Origin of the sequence: Nitrospirillum iridis (assembly GCF_014205765.1) — a bacterium.
Lineage (GTDB): Bacteria > Pseudomonadota > Alphaproteobacteria > Azospirillales > Azospirillaceae > Nitrospirillum > Nitrospirillum iridis.
The window spans coordinates 40,007-55,054 of record NZ_JACIIZ010000011.1 but is presented as its reverse complement, the minus strand read 5'-3'; the positions used below and the strand labels follow the sequence as shown (position 1 = coordinate 55,054).

At 67.2% G+C, this 15,048-nt stretch carries 12 protein-coding genes; 9 read left to right on the top strand and 3 right to left on the bottom strand.

Translation table 11 applies throughout. The features are described 5' to 3' along the window. The 6 genes from FHS74_RS18765 to FHS74_RS18740 all read left to right on the top strand — a co-directional run bounded on the left by FHS74_RS18765 (position 1) and on the right by FHS74_RS18740 (position 6,495). Positions 1 to 4,434, top strand: coding sequence for an RHS repeat-associated core domain-containing protein (locus FHS74_RS18765; RefSeq protein WP_184803422.1), 4,434 nt, complete (start codon positions 1 to 3; stop codon positions 4,432 to 4,434). Between the two features lie 27 nt (positions 4,435 to 4,461). Continuing rightward, positions 4,462 to 4,842 carry a hypothetical protein gene (locus FHS74_RS18760; RefSeq protein ID WP_184803419.1) on the top strand — a complete coding sequence of 127 codons (381 nt, stop codon included), beginning with the start codon at positions 4,462 to 4,464 and terminating at the stop codon, positions 4,840 to 4,842. Positions 4,843 to 4,935: 93 nt separating this feature from the next. Beyond that, positions 4,936 to 5,277 (top strand): hypothetical protein, encoded by a 342-nt coding sequence (locus FHS74_RS18755; protein WP_184803417.1) that lies wholly within the window; start codon positions 4,936 to 4,938, stop codon positions 5,275 to 5,277. A 65-nt stretch (positions 5,278 to 5,342) separates the two neighbouring features. Then, positions 5,343 to 5,501, top strand: a complete 159-nt coding sequence (locus FHS74_RS18750) for a hypothetical protein (RefSeq protein ID WP_184803415.1) — start codon at positions 5,343 to 5,345, stop codon at positions 5,499 to 5,501. Between the two features lie 96 nt (positions 5,502 to 5,597). Next, complete coding sequence (locus tag FHS74_RS18745; protein WP_184803412.1) at positions 5,598 to 6,050, top strand: MarR family winged helix-turn-helix transcriptional regulator; 453 nt, start codon at positions 5,598 to 5,600, stop codon at positions 6,048 to 6,050. A gap of 43 nt (positions 6,051 to 6,093) precedes the next feature. Further along, positions 6,094 to 6,495, top strand: a complete 402-nt coding sequence (locus FHS74_RS18740; protein ID WP_184803410.1) for a DUF1398 domain-containing protein — start codon at positions 6,094 to 6,096, stop codon at positions 6,493 to 6,495. A 185-nt stretch (positions 6,496 to 6,680) separates the two neighbouring features. Here FHS74_RS18740 and FHS74_RS18735 read toward each other — a convergent pair whose 3' ends face one another. The 3 genes from FHS74_RS18735 to FHS74_RS18725 are packed head-to-tail and all read right to left on the bottom strand — an operon-like array spanning position 6,681 to position 10,214. Then, entirely contained in the window at positions 6,681 to 7,700 is a 1,020-nt protein-coding gene (locus FHS74_RS18735) for a dihydrodipicolinate synthase family protein (RefSeq protein ID WP_184803408.1), read from the bottom strand. Positions 7,701 to 7,728: 28 nt separating this feature from the next. Continuing rightward, positions 7,729 to 9,201, bottom strand: coding sequence for an NAD-dependent succinate-semialdehyde dehydrogenase (locus FHS74_RS18730; RefSeq protein WP_184803406.1), 1,473 nt, complete (start codon positions 9,199 to 9,201; stop codon positions 7,729 to 7,731). Then, positions 9,198 to 10,214 (bottom strand): ornithine cyclodeaminase family protein, encoded by a 1,017-nt coding sequence (locus tag FHS74_RS18725; RefSeq protein ID WP_184803404.1) that lies wholly within the window; start codon positions 10,212 to 10,214, stop codon positions 9,198 to 9,200. The genes FHS74_RS18730 and FHS74_RS18725 overlap by 4 nt, the downstream gene beginning before the upstream one ends. A gap of 168 nt (positions 10,215 to 10,382) precedes the next feature. On the opposite strand from FHS74_RS18725, the gene FHS74_RS18720 reads away from it, so the two are divergent. The 3 genes from FHS74_RS18720 to FHS74_RS18710 all read left to right on the top strand — a co-directional run bounded on the left by FHS74_RS18720 (position 10,383) and on the right by FHS74_RS18710 (position 14,994). Next, the gene (locus FHS74_RS18720) at positions 10,383 to 11,060 is read left to right on the top strand and encodes a FadR/GntR family transcriptional regulator (protein WP_343066950.1); all 678 of its coding nucleotides are present in this window, start codon (positions 10,383 to 10,385) and stop codon (positions 11,058 to 11,060) included. Between the two features lie 245 nt (positions 11,061 to 11,305). Further along, positions 11,306 to 13,651: a TonB-dependent receptor gene (locus tag FHS74_RS18715; RefSeq protein WP_184803400.1), complete on the top strand. Its 2,346-nt coding sequence runs from the start codon at positions 11,306 to 11,308 to the stop codon at positions 13,649 to 13,651. After that, on the top strand, positions 13,651 to 14,994 hold the full coding sequence (locus tag FHS74_RS18710; RefSeq protein WP_184803398.1) for a spinster family MFS transporter: 1,344 nt from the start codon (positions 13,651 to 13,653) through the stop codon (positions 14,992 to 14,994). The genes FHS74_RS18715 and FHS74_RS18710 overlap by 1 nt, the downstream gene beginning before the upstream one ends. Positions 14,995 to 15,048 lie beyond the last annotated feature (54 nt).

Below are 15,048 nucleotides of genomic sequence, written 5' to 3'. Positions count from 1 at the left end.
ATGGACGGTGGCGCGCCGCAATACGGGGCTGCCCGGCTGGAGGACCCCATTCAGCACACCAGCGCCCTGGGCGGCTTCCTGGTGGGGGCGGCCATCGGCCTGGGGGCCGCCCTGGCGGTCATCGCCGTGGTGGGCACGGGCGGGGCCGCCCTCGGCGTCATCGCGGCGGTGGGCGGGGCCATGGCCGCCACCGGCGGCGGCGCCCTGCTGGGCGAGGCGCTGGGCAGCACCTTCGCCAGCAAGGCGGGGGAGATCGCGCCCGACTGCTCCGACAACGTGCTGATCAACGACAAGCCCGCCGCCCGCGCCATCCAGGACGCGGCCGCCTGCTCACGCGACGGGCCGCCGCCCCAGCACATCGCCCAGGGCAGCAAGACCGTCTTCATCAACGGCAAGCCCGCCGCCCGCATCGGCGACAAGCTGGAATGCGATGGATCCATCATGGACGGCTCGCACGATGTCTTCATCGGGCGGGACCCCGGCACCTACATGACCATCCATGGCGAGGTGCCGGACTGGGCCAACACCATGGCCGAATACCTGATGATCGGGGGAACGGTGCTGGCGCTGGGCGCCGGCGCCGCCGGCGCCTTCCTGGCGGAGGGCTTGTGCGGCCTGATGGCCTTCGGCGAAAGCACCGTCGCCAGCATGGCGCTGGGGGCCGCCGGCGCCAAGGTGGGCGGCGCCGTCGGGCAGGCCGTGGGCGGGGAGCGCGGCCGCATCATCGGCGAAGCCGTCGGCGGCGCGGTCGGCGGTTATGGTGGCGGAAAGCTGGCCGGCCGCTATACCGCTGGCCACCCGGTGGACGTGGCCACGGGCGAGCTGTTCACCGAGGCCCGGGATTTCGACGTGGCCGGCCCCCTGCCGTTCACCTGGTCGCGCATCTGGATGTCCAGTTCCACCCACAAGGGCGAACTGGGCTCGGGCTGGCATCATCCCCACGACATGGCGCTGTACCGCTGGATCGACGGCGGCGGCTGGGCCGCCCGCCTGGCCGACGGGCGCCTGGCCTTCTTCACCGACCCCGCCCCCGGCCGCCCCAGCCTGAACGTGGTGGAGCGGCTGATCCTGCACACCGACGGCCGGCGCTACTGGCTGGCGACATACACCGGCATCGCCTACGTCTTCGGCGACCGGGACGGTCAGACCGGCCTGCGCCATCTGGTCCAGGTCGTCGACCCCAACGACAACGCCATCGTCCTGCATCGCGGCCCCGGCGGCCGCCTGACCGGCATTCAGGACAGCGCCGGCCGCGCCTTCGCCGTCACCACGGATGAGGTGGGCCGCATCATCGCCGTGGACGGCCCCGACCCCGCCGGCGCCGACCGGCCCCTGCGCCTGGTCAGCTATGTCTATGACGCCGCCGGCGACCTGGTGGAGGCGCGCGACGCGCGCGGCAACGCCTGGCACTACCGCTACGATAACCACCTGCTGGTGGAGGAGACGCGGCGCGGTGGCCTGCGCTTCCAGTTCGTCTGGGACGACGTGGCCAGGGGGCGTGACGCCCGCTGCGTCGACACCTGGGGCGTGCATCTTTCCGGCGAGGCCGGCCTGTACCGCGCCCAGATGGTCTACGACATCCAGGCCCACACCACCGTGGTGACCAACGGCCTGGGCGCCGTTACCCGCTATCGCTGGAACAAGCTGGGCCTGGTGGAGGAGGAGGTGAACCCCCTGGGGGGCGTCACCCGCCATCGCTATGACCCCGCCGGCAACCTGCTGGCCCTGATCGGGCCGGACGGCGGCACCCTGCAACTGACCTATGACGATCTGGGCCGCCTGGTGGAACGGGTGGCGGCGGACGGCGCCATCACCCGCCTGGCCTACGGCGACGACGCCACCCGGCCCGACCTGACACGACCCGGCCTGGGACGTCCCCTCCAGGTGACGCGGCCCGACGGCACGGTGGAGCGCTTCGCCTATGACGCGCGCGGCAACCTGACCACCTATACCGACCCGCTGGGTTGCGCCACGCGATACACCCGTGACAGCCGGGGCATGCCGCTGGCCATCCAGGACCCCCTGGGCCTGGCGGCGCGGTACACCTGGTCGCCCCAGGGCGATTTGCTGGCGGAGGGAACCGCCAAGGCCGACCGTCGCCGCTATGTCCACGACGCGCTGGGCCGGGTGGTGGAGATGCGCCGGGGCGGGGACGCGCCCTTGCGGGTGGACCGCGACGCCAACGGCAACATCACCACCGTCCACCGGCCCGACGGCGGCACGGTCACGCTGGAGTTCGATGCCGAGGACCACGTCACCCTGCACCGTGACCCGCTGGGCCGAGTGACCCGCTGGCGCTATGACGGCCTGCCCTATCCCCTGGAGCGCATCGCCGCCGACGGTAGCGGCTTCCACTACCGTTACGATAGCGAACTGAACTTGGTGAGCCTGTTCAACCAGAAGGGGGAACAGTATCGGCTGGATTACGACCTGGCCGGACGCCTGGTGGGGGAGACGGGCTTCGACGGCCGGCGGCTGGACTATCACCGCGACCCCGGCGGCTTCGTGGCCGCCACGGTGGACCAGGGCCGCATGACGCGCTTCAGCCGCGACCCGGCCGGCCGGCCGTTGGAAACCCTCTATGCCGATGGGCGGAGCCATCGCTTCAGCTATGACATCGCGGGACGGTTGCTGTCGGCGGAGACGCCGGACACGCGGGTCGCCTTCGCCTATGACGCCGCCGGGCGGCCGACGCTGGAGCGGCAGGGCGACCGGGAAATCCGCTTCCAGCGCGACGCGCGCGGCCGGCGGGTGGCCACCGTCCTGCCCGATGGCCGGCGGCTGGAAATCGCCTGGGGCCCGGACAACCTGCCAGTAGCGGTGGGGCTGGACGGCAAGGCCCTGGCGCGCTTCGCCCACGACGCCTCGGGCCGTGAGGTGGAACGCCTGGCCGGCGGCGTCCACCAGATCCAGGCCTTCGATCCCCAGGGCCGCCTGGTGCGCCAGGAAGGCCGGCGGCGGGCCAATGGTGGGGCGGCAGGCGGCGAGGCGATCTACGCCCGCGGCTACGGCTACGACGGCGCCGACACCCTGACGGTCCTTGAGGACGCGCGGCGCGGCGTCAAGCGCTACCGCTACGACGCCTGTGACCGCCTGCTGGCGGTGGAGGGCACCACCCCTGAAAGCTTCGTCACCGACCCCGCCGGCAACATCCTCGCCTCCGGCCCCGACGCCGCCTTCTGGGGCGGCGAGGCGCGCGGCGACCGCCTGCTGGTGCACGGCGACGCCAAGTTCGAGTACGACGCCTGGGGCAACCGGGTGAAGGAATGGCGCGCCGCCGGCGGCGCCGTGACCGTGGATTACCGCTACGACGCCGGCAACCGCCTGCTGGCGGTGGAGGAGACCGGCCGCCGGGGAGCCACCCTCACCCGCTTCGGCTATGATGCTTTCGGCCGCCGGGTGTGGAAGGAAAGCGCCCATACGGCCCCCGTCCCGGCCAACGATGCCGGCACCCCCGCATCCGCTGCCACCCAGCGCACCGCCTTCCTGTGGGATGGCAACGTCCTGCTGGCCGAGAGCCTACCGGTCGAGGTCAAGGCGGATGAGGCCGCACCGGCGCCCGCCGATCCCCTGGCCACCGTCTATGTCTATGAGCCCGGCACCTTCCGCCCCCTGGCCCAGTTGCGCCGGGCGGAGCCGGAACAGCCCGCCCAAGCCTACCACTACCATCTGGACCATCTGGGCACCCCCCAGGAGCTGACCAACGATAATGGCCAGGTGGTGTGGGCCGCCGATTACAAGGCCTGGGGCGCCCTAGCCCGCCAGACCGTCGTCACCATCCCCAACCCCCTGCGTTTCCAGGGCCAGTACCACGACCCCGAAACCGGCCTCCACTACAACCGCCACCGCTACTATGCCCCGGCGGAAGGCTGCTTCATCTCCCAGGATCCCATCCGGCTGAGAGGCGGCAGCAACATCGCCGCCTATGCCCCCAACCCGGTGCAGTGGGTGGACCCGATGGGGTTGGCGTGCAACACCTGGAACGAATTCCAGAAGGCGCAGAGGGGAAATTTCGCCAATTCCACCGAGGCGGCGGCATCCTACAAGAACTTAGTCGCCAACCAGTCGCCATGGCCGGAAGGATACGTGCCGACGGATGCCACGCTGACGCCGGGCACGCGCTTCAACATGGCCATGAGTCCCGGCCAGACCAGCAGCCGGCCTGGCGCCTTCGGCACCTACGACGACATCCCAGACGTGAATTATGTACGCAATGATCTGGCGGTGAAACAGGCGTGGAAGCCGGATGTGGACCGCGTGGTGACGTACGAAGTAACCAAGCCCCTGCCCGTCAAGGTCGGCCCCGTCGGCCCTCAGATCGACGAGGCAACCAGCAGCTATCTACCGGGCGGTGGCTCACAGCTGCAAATGAATGTGCCGCCGGGGGATAGGATGGATTATCTGAGGGTCGTCGGCGAAAATCCAATATTTTGAGGAACACCGGTACTTTAAGGAATCCCTATGAGTGTGACAGCACAAAGCGGCAACGTATCAGTTGTGACCGGACAAGAGGTCACCTGGACGCCCGATGACGGCAAGACGCTTTCCCTCAAAGTGCCTGGCGTGGACAGCGCCATGGCCGCAAAAGGCGTCCTCTATGTTTTGGTGAAAGACGACGGCGCCAAGCTGCCAACGCGGTTGATGCTTATCGCCCGGAATGGATCAATACTGGGGGTTTTAAGCCCAGATCCGGGATTTTCCTTCTACTACCTGACCCCCCATCCAGACGCGGGCGTATCCATCGTCTGCGTTACCGATACCCCCATCAACGGCTGGCAGGACTGGCACTTCGCTTACAGCGGCGGAAAGAAGGCACTGGTCCGCCTGGGACCGGCGTATTGACAGCGACAATAAGAAAATGGGCTCAAGCAGATTGCGCAAAACGATTGCTCCCATTTTAACAAAAGGAAAGCCAATATAACATCGAAGGTGGTGTTGATTGGTGTCGCCATCCTGGCCGGCGGCGTGATCTGTTTTGGATACACCTTCATCAAAAGCAGTCATCCCGATGTCGCCACCTTGCGCAAGAACATGGCTGGCGGGATGACGGAACAGTGCGTCAAGGCGGCACGCGCCGCACCGGGGATCAGCGAGCCCCAGGTCCAGGCCTATTGCGGTTGCACAACCGCCAAGCTGGGCGCCGCCCTGAGCGATGACGAAGTCAAGCATCTGGTGGACCTGGAGGCTCAGGGCCAGACGGGAGTGCCGCCCGAACTCGCCCCCAAGCTCGACCTCATCTCCAACGCCTGTCGCAAAGAGGCGCAGCTCCCAGGCTGACGCCGATAAGCGGCCCCTCCCGGCCAAATGTCCCACCAGCGGCGGTGGGGCTGGACGGCAGGGCCATGGCGCGCTTCGCCCACGACGCCTCGGGCCGCAAGGTGGAACGTCTGGCCAGCGGCGTCCATCAGATCCAGGCCTTCGCCCCCCAGGGCCACCTGGTGCGCGGGAAGGCCGCGCCGGGGCGGCGGCGAAGCGATCTTCGCCCGCACTTATGGATATGACGGCGCTGAAACCCTAACCGTCTGTCCACAGCGTATTCCAAGGTTGACCATGAAATCACGTCATGGTAGTTTCCTAGTCAACAATATGGAGCGCCGATGTCCACCGTCTCTGATCTAACCGCCCATACAGGCTACCTTCTTCGAATGGTGTCGAACGCCGTGTCGCACGAGTTCGCGCGGAATGTGGCTGGGGAGGGCGTTACGGTGGCCGAATGGGTTATGCTGCGCTCGCTTTACGGCGGTGGCGCGATCGCGCCTTCGGCTCTGGCGCGGAAGATGGGCATGACCAAGGGGGCGATTAGCAAGCTCGCCGAGCGCTTGCTCGAAAAGGGTCTGGTCGAACGCACGGAAAATCACGATGACAGGCGTGGCCACAGCCTGTCGCTTTCGGCGGCGGGTTCGCAAAAGGTCCCGATCCTGGCGACCCTTGCTGACGGCAATGACATGGCGTTCTTTTCGGTCCTACCCCCTGAAAAGCATGCGCAACTGCGGGCGCTGCTACAGGCGCTTATCGAAAAGCACGGACTGACGGCCACGCCCGTCGATTGACCTCGACTCTCCCGAAGGTGATCGTTGAAGAAAGGAACTGCGCATGAACGCGGAACGGACCGCCATTGCCGAAAACTGTCTGAAGGCCGCGCATGATGGCAGCCTCAGTTTCCCCGAAATCATTGGACGGCTTCTCGAAGCAGGCTTCGAGGGCTATTCGGTCGATTATCGCCGCAACAGCCAAATCTACTATCATCCGGATGGCGACAATATCGAACTTGCCTTGCCCCATTCCGACGGGCCGGTCGCTGCGGCGTTCGATGGACCGGGAATGGAGACACTGGTTGGCTGGGCGCAAGCCAATGATTCCAGCTACAGTTATGCCGCCTTTTGTGAAAAGGCGAAGGCCGTGGGCTGTGCCGGCTATCTCGTTTCGTTCCCAGGGCGCCGAGTGGTCTATTATGGGCGTACCGCCGAAACCCATGTCGAGTGGTTCCCGCGGTGAACGGGGCGGGCGCCGCGGTGGACACGGATGGCCATGCTGCGAAAGCCATCGGAGCATAGCGGCGCCGGTTGGTACCTTCGGCGTTCAATCTTACGCCCACGCGATCATCGATCGACGGCCGCCTGGCCAGGCCGGCCGGGAACCAGAACTCGCCCCCGGCCGCGCCCATCATTAAAAATGGCCCCTCACGCAGGGTTCCTGCCCACGAAGAAGTCGCGCAGCGGATCCATGCTGGGCGTCAGCCCGGCATCGATCAGGCCCTTGCGCAGCGCGATCATCTGCGGATCGTGGATGCGCTGGGTCGGCATGCGGAGCGGCCCGCCGTTATAGCCCTGCAACCAGCCCTGGAACTTCCAGGCCTGGCGGTTGATGAAGTTGCCACCGTGCATCTGCGCCGCCAACGCGCTCTTGATCTTGCGGGCGGGGTGCATCTGCCAATAGATAGCCGTCGCCTCATCGAACTTGCCCTGCCGCAGCAGGTTGAACACGCGGGGGATCAAGGGGCCGTAGTATTCGTGATCGCTGGTGGCCGACAGCTGGATGGGCATGATCTGGCTGAGCGGGATCAGTTCGCCCTCGATGGGCATGGAAATCACCACCTCCTTGCCGAACAGGCGGTCGCACTCGATCACGCTCTGGATGGAGGGGAAGCCGCCCTCGGCCTTGATGGCGGCGATGTTGGGACAGTCGTCGATCAGGCGCCGGATCAGGCTGGCCGGAATGTCGGACGGGTGGATACGGCTGGAGAAGCCCCAGAGGAACATGGGAAACAGCATGACCGCCAGGTTGGTCGCGTCACACATCGCCTTGGTATAGTCGTAGATGTCCTGCTCGCTCTGCGGATAGAAGTTGGGCGGATAGGACAGCAGCACGAACTCGGCGCCCGCCGCCTCCGCCCCCCGGACGGCCTCGATGTTCTGTTCCAGGTTGTTCCAACTGGCGTGGTGGGTCACCACCAGGCGGTCGCCGGCCTCATCCTTGATGACGCGCAGGAACTCCAGGTACTCCGGCAGGGTGATCGACACCTCCGACACGCCCAGCGTGCCCATGAACCCATGCTCGATGGCCAGGCGGGTGTCGTGGCGGATGGCCGCCTCGTTGAGACGGGTCAGGTCCGAGGTGAAGGAGGGGATGGTGCAGTTGATCACGCCCACCAGGGCTTCACGCGCCCAGTCGCGCGCCTCGTCACGGCGATAGCCGGCCATAGCTTGATTCCTTCTTCTGCGTTGCTGCTCAGACGGCGCCGCGCGCGCCGTCCCAGGCGAGGTATTTCAGTTCAAGGTATTCATCGATGCCGTAGATGGAGCCCTCGCGGCCCAGGCCGGACTGCTTGACCCCGCCGAAGGGGGCGACTTCGTTGGAGATCAAGCCGGTGTTGATGCCGACCATGCCGCTCTCCAGCGCCGCCGCCACCCGCCAGATGCGCTCGGCATCCGAGGCGAACAGATAGGCGGCCAGGCCGAACTCCGTATCATTGGCCAGGTGGATGGCCTCCGCCTCGTCGGTGAAGCGGATCAGGGGGGCCACCGGCCCGAACGTCTCCTCCCGGCAGATGCGCATGTCGGCGGTGACACCGGTCAGCACGGTGGGCTGGAAGAAACGGCCGCCCCGCGCATGGCGCCCGCCGCCCTGCGCCACGGCGGCCCCCCGGGCCACCGCGTCGGCGATATGCGCCTCAACCTTGGCCACGGCGTCATCGTCGATCAGGGGGCCTTGCTGCACCCCCTCCTCAAAGCCGTCGCCCACGCGCAGGCCACCGACGGCTTGGGCCAGCTTGGCGGCGAAGGCGTCATGGATGCCGTCCTGCACGTAGACGCGATTGGCGCTGATGCAGGCCTGGCCGGTGTTGCGGTACTTGGTGGCGATCAATCCCGCCACCGCCTTGTCCTCATCGGCATCGTCGAACACCAGGAAAGGCGCGTTGCCGCCCAATTCCATGGACATCTTCTTGATGGTCGCCGCCGACTGGGCGATCAGGACGCGGCCGACTTCGGTGGAGCCGGTGAAGGTGATCTTGCGCACCAGGGGGTTGCCGGTCAGTTCCGCCCCCACGACACGCGCCGCACCGGTAACGATGTTCAGGACCCCCGCCGGAACCCCCGCCGAGGCGGCCAGCGCCGCCAGGGCGAAAGCGGTCAGCGGCGTCTGTTCCGCCGGTTTGACCACCATGGTGCAGCCGGCCGCCAACGCCGGCGCCGCCTTGCGGGTGATCATGGCCGCCGGGAAGTTCCATGGCGTGATGGCGGCGCAGACGCCCACCGGCTCCTTCAGGGTGACAATGCGGCGGCCTGCCTCGGGGGCGGCCATGACGTCACCCTTAACCCGCTTGGCCTCTTCCGCGAACCACTCGACAAAGGAGGCGGCATAGGCGACTTCACCCTTGGCTTCGGCGAATGGCTTGCCCTCCTCCAGCACGATCAGGCGGGCCAAATCGTCGGCGTGGGTGACCATCAGGTCGAACCAACGCCGCAGGATGACGGAGCGCGCCTTGCCCGACAGTGCCCGCCAGGCCGGCAGGGCGCGGTGGGCGGCATTGATGGCGCCCGCCACCTCCTCCCGGCTGAACTGCGGGATCAGGGCCAGTTGCTCACCGGTCGAGGGGTTGATCAGCGGCCGGACCTGGCCCGACTTGGCCATGACCCAGGCGCCATCGACATAGGCGGCGGATTTCAGAAGAGTGGGGTCATTCAAACGAGCCGAGGTCATTTCTTGCCTTTCCGCACCGGCGTGATGCTGACGGGCAGCACGGCGCCGATGCCCAATCGCCGTGCCCGGCCGGCGCACAAGGCCGCCACGGTCAGATCCTGGATGGCCGCGCCGACCGACTTGTAGAGTAGGATTTGATCGGGAGAGGTCCGCGCCGGATGCCGCCCGCCGACCACGTCGGACAAGGCCACCAACCGGCCGTCCCAGCGGACGCCGGCCTGGGCGGCGGCGATCAGGTCGCCGGTGTCGTGCGCCACCTCCTCCACCATGTCGGCGACGATCAGGTCGGCCCGGCGGATGGCCTCCGGATCCAGCTCACGCTGTTCCGGCAGGGTCGAGCCGATGGAGATGACGGTCATGCCGGGTTCCAGCCACTCGCCCAGGAGGGTCGGGCTTTCATCGCGGGAGCGGGCGGCGCAGATCACCACGTCGGCGCCGTCCAGCGTGACCCGCGCGCTGTCCGCATCGCGCATCGGGATACCCAGGTCGGCCAGTTCCGCGATGAAGCGGGCCCGGCTTTCCGGGTTGGGGCTATAGACCGTCACCTGCTCCAGGGGGCGCAGGGCCGCGAGGGCGCGGACATGGTTCTTGGCCTCGAAGCCCGAGCCGATCACCGCCACCCGCAGGGCCCCGGCCGGGGCCAGCGCGTCCGCCGCCACGGCGGAGGTGGCGGCGGTGCGAAAGCCGGTGATGGAATTGCCGTCCAGCAAGGCCACCAGTTCGGCCGTCTCCTGGTCCAGCAGGGGAATGAGGTAGGAGGCCACGCCCGAGCGGATATTGGCCGAGATGAGCTTGGCACCCATCAGCCCGCCATCCGGGGCGATGCCGGTCAGCGTGCGCAACCACAATCCCTGGCGCCGCGCCATGGTGCGCGGCGGGAACAGCTCGGGCGCCGCCGGCGCCGCGTAAGCCGTCTTCAGCGCGTCCGCCGCCGCCCGCCAATCAAACACCGACCGGACGTCCGCGTCGGTCAGGAAAAGCGGGGGTGCGTGCTGTTGGTCGTTTTGAGACATGAGGTCCCTTTGATCTGAAGGCCGGATGGCGTCCGGGCACCAGGCGGATTAATTCGCCATGTGGGTGACTGGTTAGCTACGCGGCAAAAATCATTCTGTCAATCGATTTGCATCAATGTCGAAATTGATCCGGTTGAGCCCAGCCGAAAAGTCGTTAAGATGCCGCCAGTGGACGAGCGATTGGTGGCGGCCGTGGACGATCTGACGCGCTTGCGGGAATTGATTGAGGCCACGGGCCGGGCGGGCGAACAGCGCCTCCCCCCCGAGCCCAAGCTCGGCGAAGTGCTGGGCGTGTCCCGCGGCAAGCTGCGCACGCTGCTGAAACGGGTTGAAGATGAAGGGCTTATCTGGCGCCACGTTGGCAAAGGCACCTTCATCGGCCCGCGCGACCTTTCGGCGGAGACCTCATCCCCCCTGCCCATCAGCCTGAACGACATCATGGACGCCCGGCTGGTCCTCGAACCCCAATTGGCCGCCCAGGCGGCCCTTCATTCCACCATCGCCGATATACAGGCGATGGAGTCCTGCCTGGCGGAGATGGCCGGCGCCTCATCGCTGGCGATGTGGCGCCGGCTGGACGAACGGCTGCACCGGACCATCGCCGAGTCCAGCCATAACACACTGTTATTGCTGCTCTATGATACGCTGCGCACCCAAAGTCAGGGGGGCCTGGGCATCCGGATAGAGGCGGTGTTCGGCGCGCCCACGGCCGCCCCCACGGAAGCGTCGAATGGCGAGCACCGCCAGTTGGTCGAGGCCATCCGGAACCACGATCCTGAACGCGCCGAACAGTGCATGCGCGACCATATCCGGTCCGTCAGGACCAAGCTGTTCGGCCTGCGCTAAAGCGCTGAAGAACCCAACAAAACTGTCTTTTTGACCGCGATCGCCACCGGGCGCCTATCGCGTGCCGGGGCGCGCGATAAGCGCCCGTCGATCGGTTCAACCGATTTCATCCCAGCCCCCGCGCCCCTCCCCCTCGCGGGCAGCCTCCGGGCCACCCGCACCGACATTATATCGATCAATATCCATTATTGACACGACTCAATGCCACGATTAGAACGGACAAAATTTCAAAACGGGAGGGAGTGATGCGGGCTTGGTTCTTGGTGGTGGCGTCCGCGCTGCCGTTCTTCGCACATGCCGCCAACGCGCAAACAACAGACGGGCAGCGCCCGCCCGCCCAGGAAGGCGGCACGCATACCGGCGCCGCGCCCCAAGGCGCCGTCGAGGCGCTGGACGAAATCATCGTCACGGCGACCAAGCGGTCGGAATCGCTGCAGCGCGTGCCCATGGCCATCAGCGCCCTCGGCGGCGCCGACCTCAGGACGGCTGGCGTCACCGAGGCGCGCGCCCTGCCCCAGATCGCGCCATCGCTGTTCATTTCCACTTCCACATCGGAAAGCACCGGCACCCAGGTGCGCCTGCGCGGCGTCGGCACCTCCAGCCAGAATGTCGGCTTCGAGCCGTCGGTCGGCATCTTCGAGGACGGCGTTTATCTGAACCGTCCGGGCGAGGCGCTGTCCGACCTGATGGATGTGAAGCGGGTGGAGGTGCTGCGCGGCCCTCAAGGCACGCTCTACGGCAAGAACACCACCACCGGCGTCATCAATGTCATCACCAACGAGCCGAGCTTCGAGTGGTCGGGCGATGGGTCCATCACCTACGGCAACTACAACACCGTGCGCCTGGGCAGCGACGTGTCGGGCCCTATCGTCGCCGACAAACTGGCCTTCCGCCTGTCGGGACTGTACAGCCGCCGGGACGGCTACATCCACGACGTCACCGATGGTCGCGACCTGAACGACCGCGACCGTTACCAGTTCCGGGCCCAACTGCTGCTGAAAGCCAGCGAGACCTTCAGCCTGCGGCTTATCGGGGAGATTCAGCACAAGGACGAGGCCTGCTGCGCGGCGCCCTACCTGTCGCTGGGCTCCGGTGCCGCCACCATGGCGGCGGCCGGCGGCACCGTCCTTAATCCCGCGGACGAGGACAACCGCTACAAGGTCGCCCTGAACGGGCCCATGGAATCCAAGGTCAACGCCCACGCGCTCACGGCCATCGCCAATTGGGATCTGGAGGACTTCCAGACCAAGGTGACCTATGGCCACCGCTATTTCGGATCCTCCGACAGCTACGACAGCGACAACAGCTCAGCCAATGTCCTGAACGTCTATGACCAGCAGCTGCGCGACCGCATGGACACGCTGGAGGCGCAGCTGACCACCACCCAAGGCCCGGCCGACCTGCTGTTCGGCGTGTTCGGCTATGACAACACCATAGGCGCCAGCCAAGGCAGCGTCTTCGGCACCGGCGCCGGCCGGTACTACAACCTGCTGTCCGGCGGCGTCGCCCCGGCGTCCTACTATCCGGCCGGGGGCGGCGACACGCTGCAGACCTTCTCCCAGTCCGGGCGCGGGCTGTCGCTGTTCACCCACGACGTGATCGAGATCGCCCCCAAGCTGAAGGCCACGGTGGGCCTGCGCTGGCTGACGGAGGAGAAGACCGGCAGCGGCGAGGTCTACACCGACGGCGTCGCCGACTATTACGGCATGCCCCTGCCGGCCCGCTGCAAGGCGCCGGTGCCCAGCGCCGCGCGCGCCTTCTGCCCCGACAATCCCATCGGCGGCAAGTATTCCGCCAGCCACTGGACCTATGCGCTGGGCCTGTCCTACGAGTTGAACCCGGACAGCCTGGTCTTCGCCAACTACAGCACCGGCTACAAGGGGGGCGGCATCAACGCGGCCAAGGACGCGCGCGGCCCCACCACCGTGAACCCGGCGACGGTCAGCGGCACCTTCGCGGCCGAAACGGTGAAGTCCTACGAACTCGGCCTGAAGACCCATGCCTTCGACCGCATGCTGACCTTCAACGCCACCGCCTTCCTGATGGACTTCGACAACTTCCAGTTCCAGACCCGCGACCAGACCACGCTGTCGACCCAGGTGCAAACGGCGGCCAGCGTGCGGTCCCAGGGCGTGGAGCTGGAGCTGTCGATCAATCCCACCAAGGGGCTGACCCTGGGGGGCAACGCGGCCTTCATCATCGCCCAGTACGGCAAGGACACGGCCGATGCCACCCTGGCCGGCAACCGCCTGGGCAATTCGCCCAAATGGACGCTGCAGCCCTTCGTCACCTATTCGGTGCCGCTGACGTCGGACTGGACGCTGAACAGCACCGTCAACGCGCGCTATGTGACCGAGTACATCGCCAACACCACGCTGCTGGCGGGGAGCCGCCAGCCCGGTTACGCCATCGTGAACACCTCCGTCACCGTCGAGAACGGCGACGATCTGTCGATCTCCGTCTACGCCAACAACCTGTTCGACCGCTATTACGCGACCTTGCGCACGCAGGCGCCGCTGCAGGCCAACACCTTCATCATCTTCCCTGGCGAGCCGCGCACCTTCGGCGTCACGGTGCGGAGGTCCTTCTGATGACCGCTGATCCGCGTTCGGAAAGCCGGTCCGTCCAGGCCGCGCCTGCCGGGGAGTATCCGGCCCCCGGCTACGCCTGGTATGTGGTGCTGGTCCTGTTGATCGTCGGGGTCACCTCATACCTCGACCGCTACCTGATCTCCTTGCTGGTGGAACCCATCAAGGCCGAACTGGCGATCACCGACACGCAGATCAGCCTTCTTCAGGGGACGGCCTTCGCCCTGTTCTATGTCGCGTTCGGCCTGCCCTTCGGCGCGGTGGTCGATCGCGCGAACAGACGCGCCATCCTGGCGGTGGGCATCGCGCTGTGGAGCGTGATGACCTTCGCCTGCGGGCTGGCGACCAGCTACTGGCAGCTGTTCGTCGCCCGCGCCGGCGTGGGCATCGGCGAAGCCTGCCTGGCCCCCGCCGCCTATTCCCTGATCGCCGACTATTTCCCGCCCCAGCGGCGCGGCCGGGCGATGAGCACCTACAACATGTCCAACTACCTGGGTGTCGGCGCCTCGCTGCTGCTGGGCGGTATGGTGCTGCGGTTCCTGGGGGACGCGCCACAGGTGGCCATGCCGGGGCTGGGGCCGACCAGCACCTGGAAGGCCGTCTTTTTCCTGGTCGGCCTGCCGGGCCTGCTGCTGGCCCTGCTGATGGCCACGGTGCGGGAGGAAAGCCGCAAGGGCGCGCAGGGCGAGGCCAAGCCGACCTTCCAGCAGTTCTTCACCCACCTGCGCTCATTCAAGGGCGCCTATACCGCCGTCTACTTCGTCTCCGCGCTGACCGCGTTCGTCGGGCTGACCTTCGCCGCCTGGGGGGCCAGCTTCTTCATCCGCACCTATGGCATGAAGCCGGCCCAGGTGGGGCTGACCCTGGGCCCGGTCAACGCGGTCGCCGGTGTGCTGGGCTGCCTGGCCAGCGGCTATCTCAGCGACCGGCTGGTGGCATCGGGGCGGCCTGGCGGCCGCTTCCTCATCCCGCTGATCTGGTGGCCCATCGCGCTGGTCGGCCTGTTGGCCTTGGCGGTGGCGCCCGGGAAGGAGGCGGCGCTGATGGCGGTGGCCCTCTTGACCTTCGGCAGTGGCCTGGGCCTGGCCAGCGTGCCACCGACCATCCAGGATATCACCCCCAACCGCCTGCGCGGGCGGGCCACCGCCCTGCACTTCATCTTCTCGGGCCTGTTGGGCATGGGCGTGGCCCCGACCCTGATCGCGCTGGTGACTGACCATGTCCTGCGCGACCCCCACGCCCTCAGTGGATCGCTGCTGATCGTCCTGTGTCCGGTGATCGTCGCCGGCTTCATCGCCTGCCTGGCCGGCCAGCGCGTCTATGAGCGCGCCCGTCACCCGCAATAATACCGGGCGGCGGAGGCCCTTGGGGGCCCCACCGCCCTGACACCCGTGGGGCCC

Bases quoted from the DNA above. Each gene is read 5' to 3' on its own strand.
- FHS74_RS18760 (WP_184803419.1), top strand. From the start codon at position 4,462: ATGAGTGTGACAGCACAAAGCGGCAACGTATCAGTTGTGACCGGACAA.
- FHS74_RS18765 (WP_184803422.1), top strand. From the start codon at position 1: ATGGACGGTGGCGCGCCGCAATACGGGGCTGCCCGGCTGGAGGACCCC.
- FHS74_RS18745 (WP_184803412.1), top strand. From the start codon at position 5,598: ATGTCCACCGTCTCTGATCTAACCGCCCATACAGGCTACCTTCTTCGA.
- FHS74_RS18735 (WP_184803408.1), bottom strand. From the start codon at position 7,700: ATGGCCGGCTATCGCCGTGACGAGGCGCGCGACTGGGCGCGTGAAGCC.
- FHS74_RS18740 (WP_184803410.1), top strand. From the start codon at position 6,094: ATGAACGCGGAACGGACCGCCATTGCCGAAAACTGTCTGAAGGCCGCG.
- FHS74_RS18750 (WP_184803415.1), top strand. From the start codon at position 5,343: ATGGCGCGCTTCGCCCACGACGCCTCGGGCCGCAAGGTGGAACGTCTG.
- FHS74_RS18710 (WP_184803398.1), top strand. From the start codon at position 13,651: ATGACCGCTGATCCGCGTTCGGAAAGCCGGTCCGTCCAGGCCGCGCCT.
- FHS74_RS18715 (WP_184803400.1), top strand. From the start codon at position 11,306: ATGCGGGCTTGGTTCTTGGTGGTGGCGTCCGCGCTGCCGTTCTTCGCA.
- FHS74_RS18730 (WP_184803406.1), bottom strand. From the start codon at position 9,201: ATGACCTCGGCTCGTTTGAATGACCCCACTCTTCTGAAATCCGCCGCC.
- FHS74_RS18725 (WP_184803404.1), bottom strand. From the start codon at position 10,214: ATGTCTCAAAACGACCAACAGCACGCACCCCCGCTTTTCCTGACCGAC.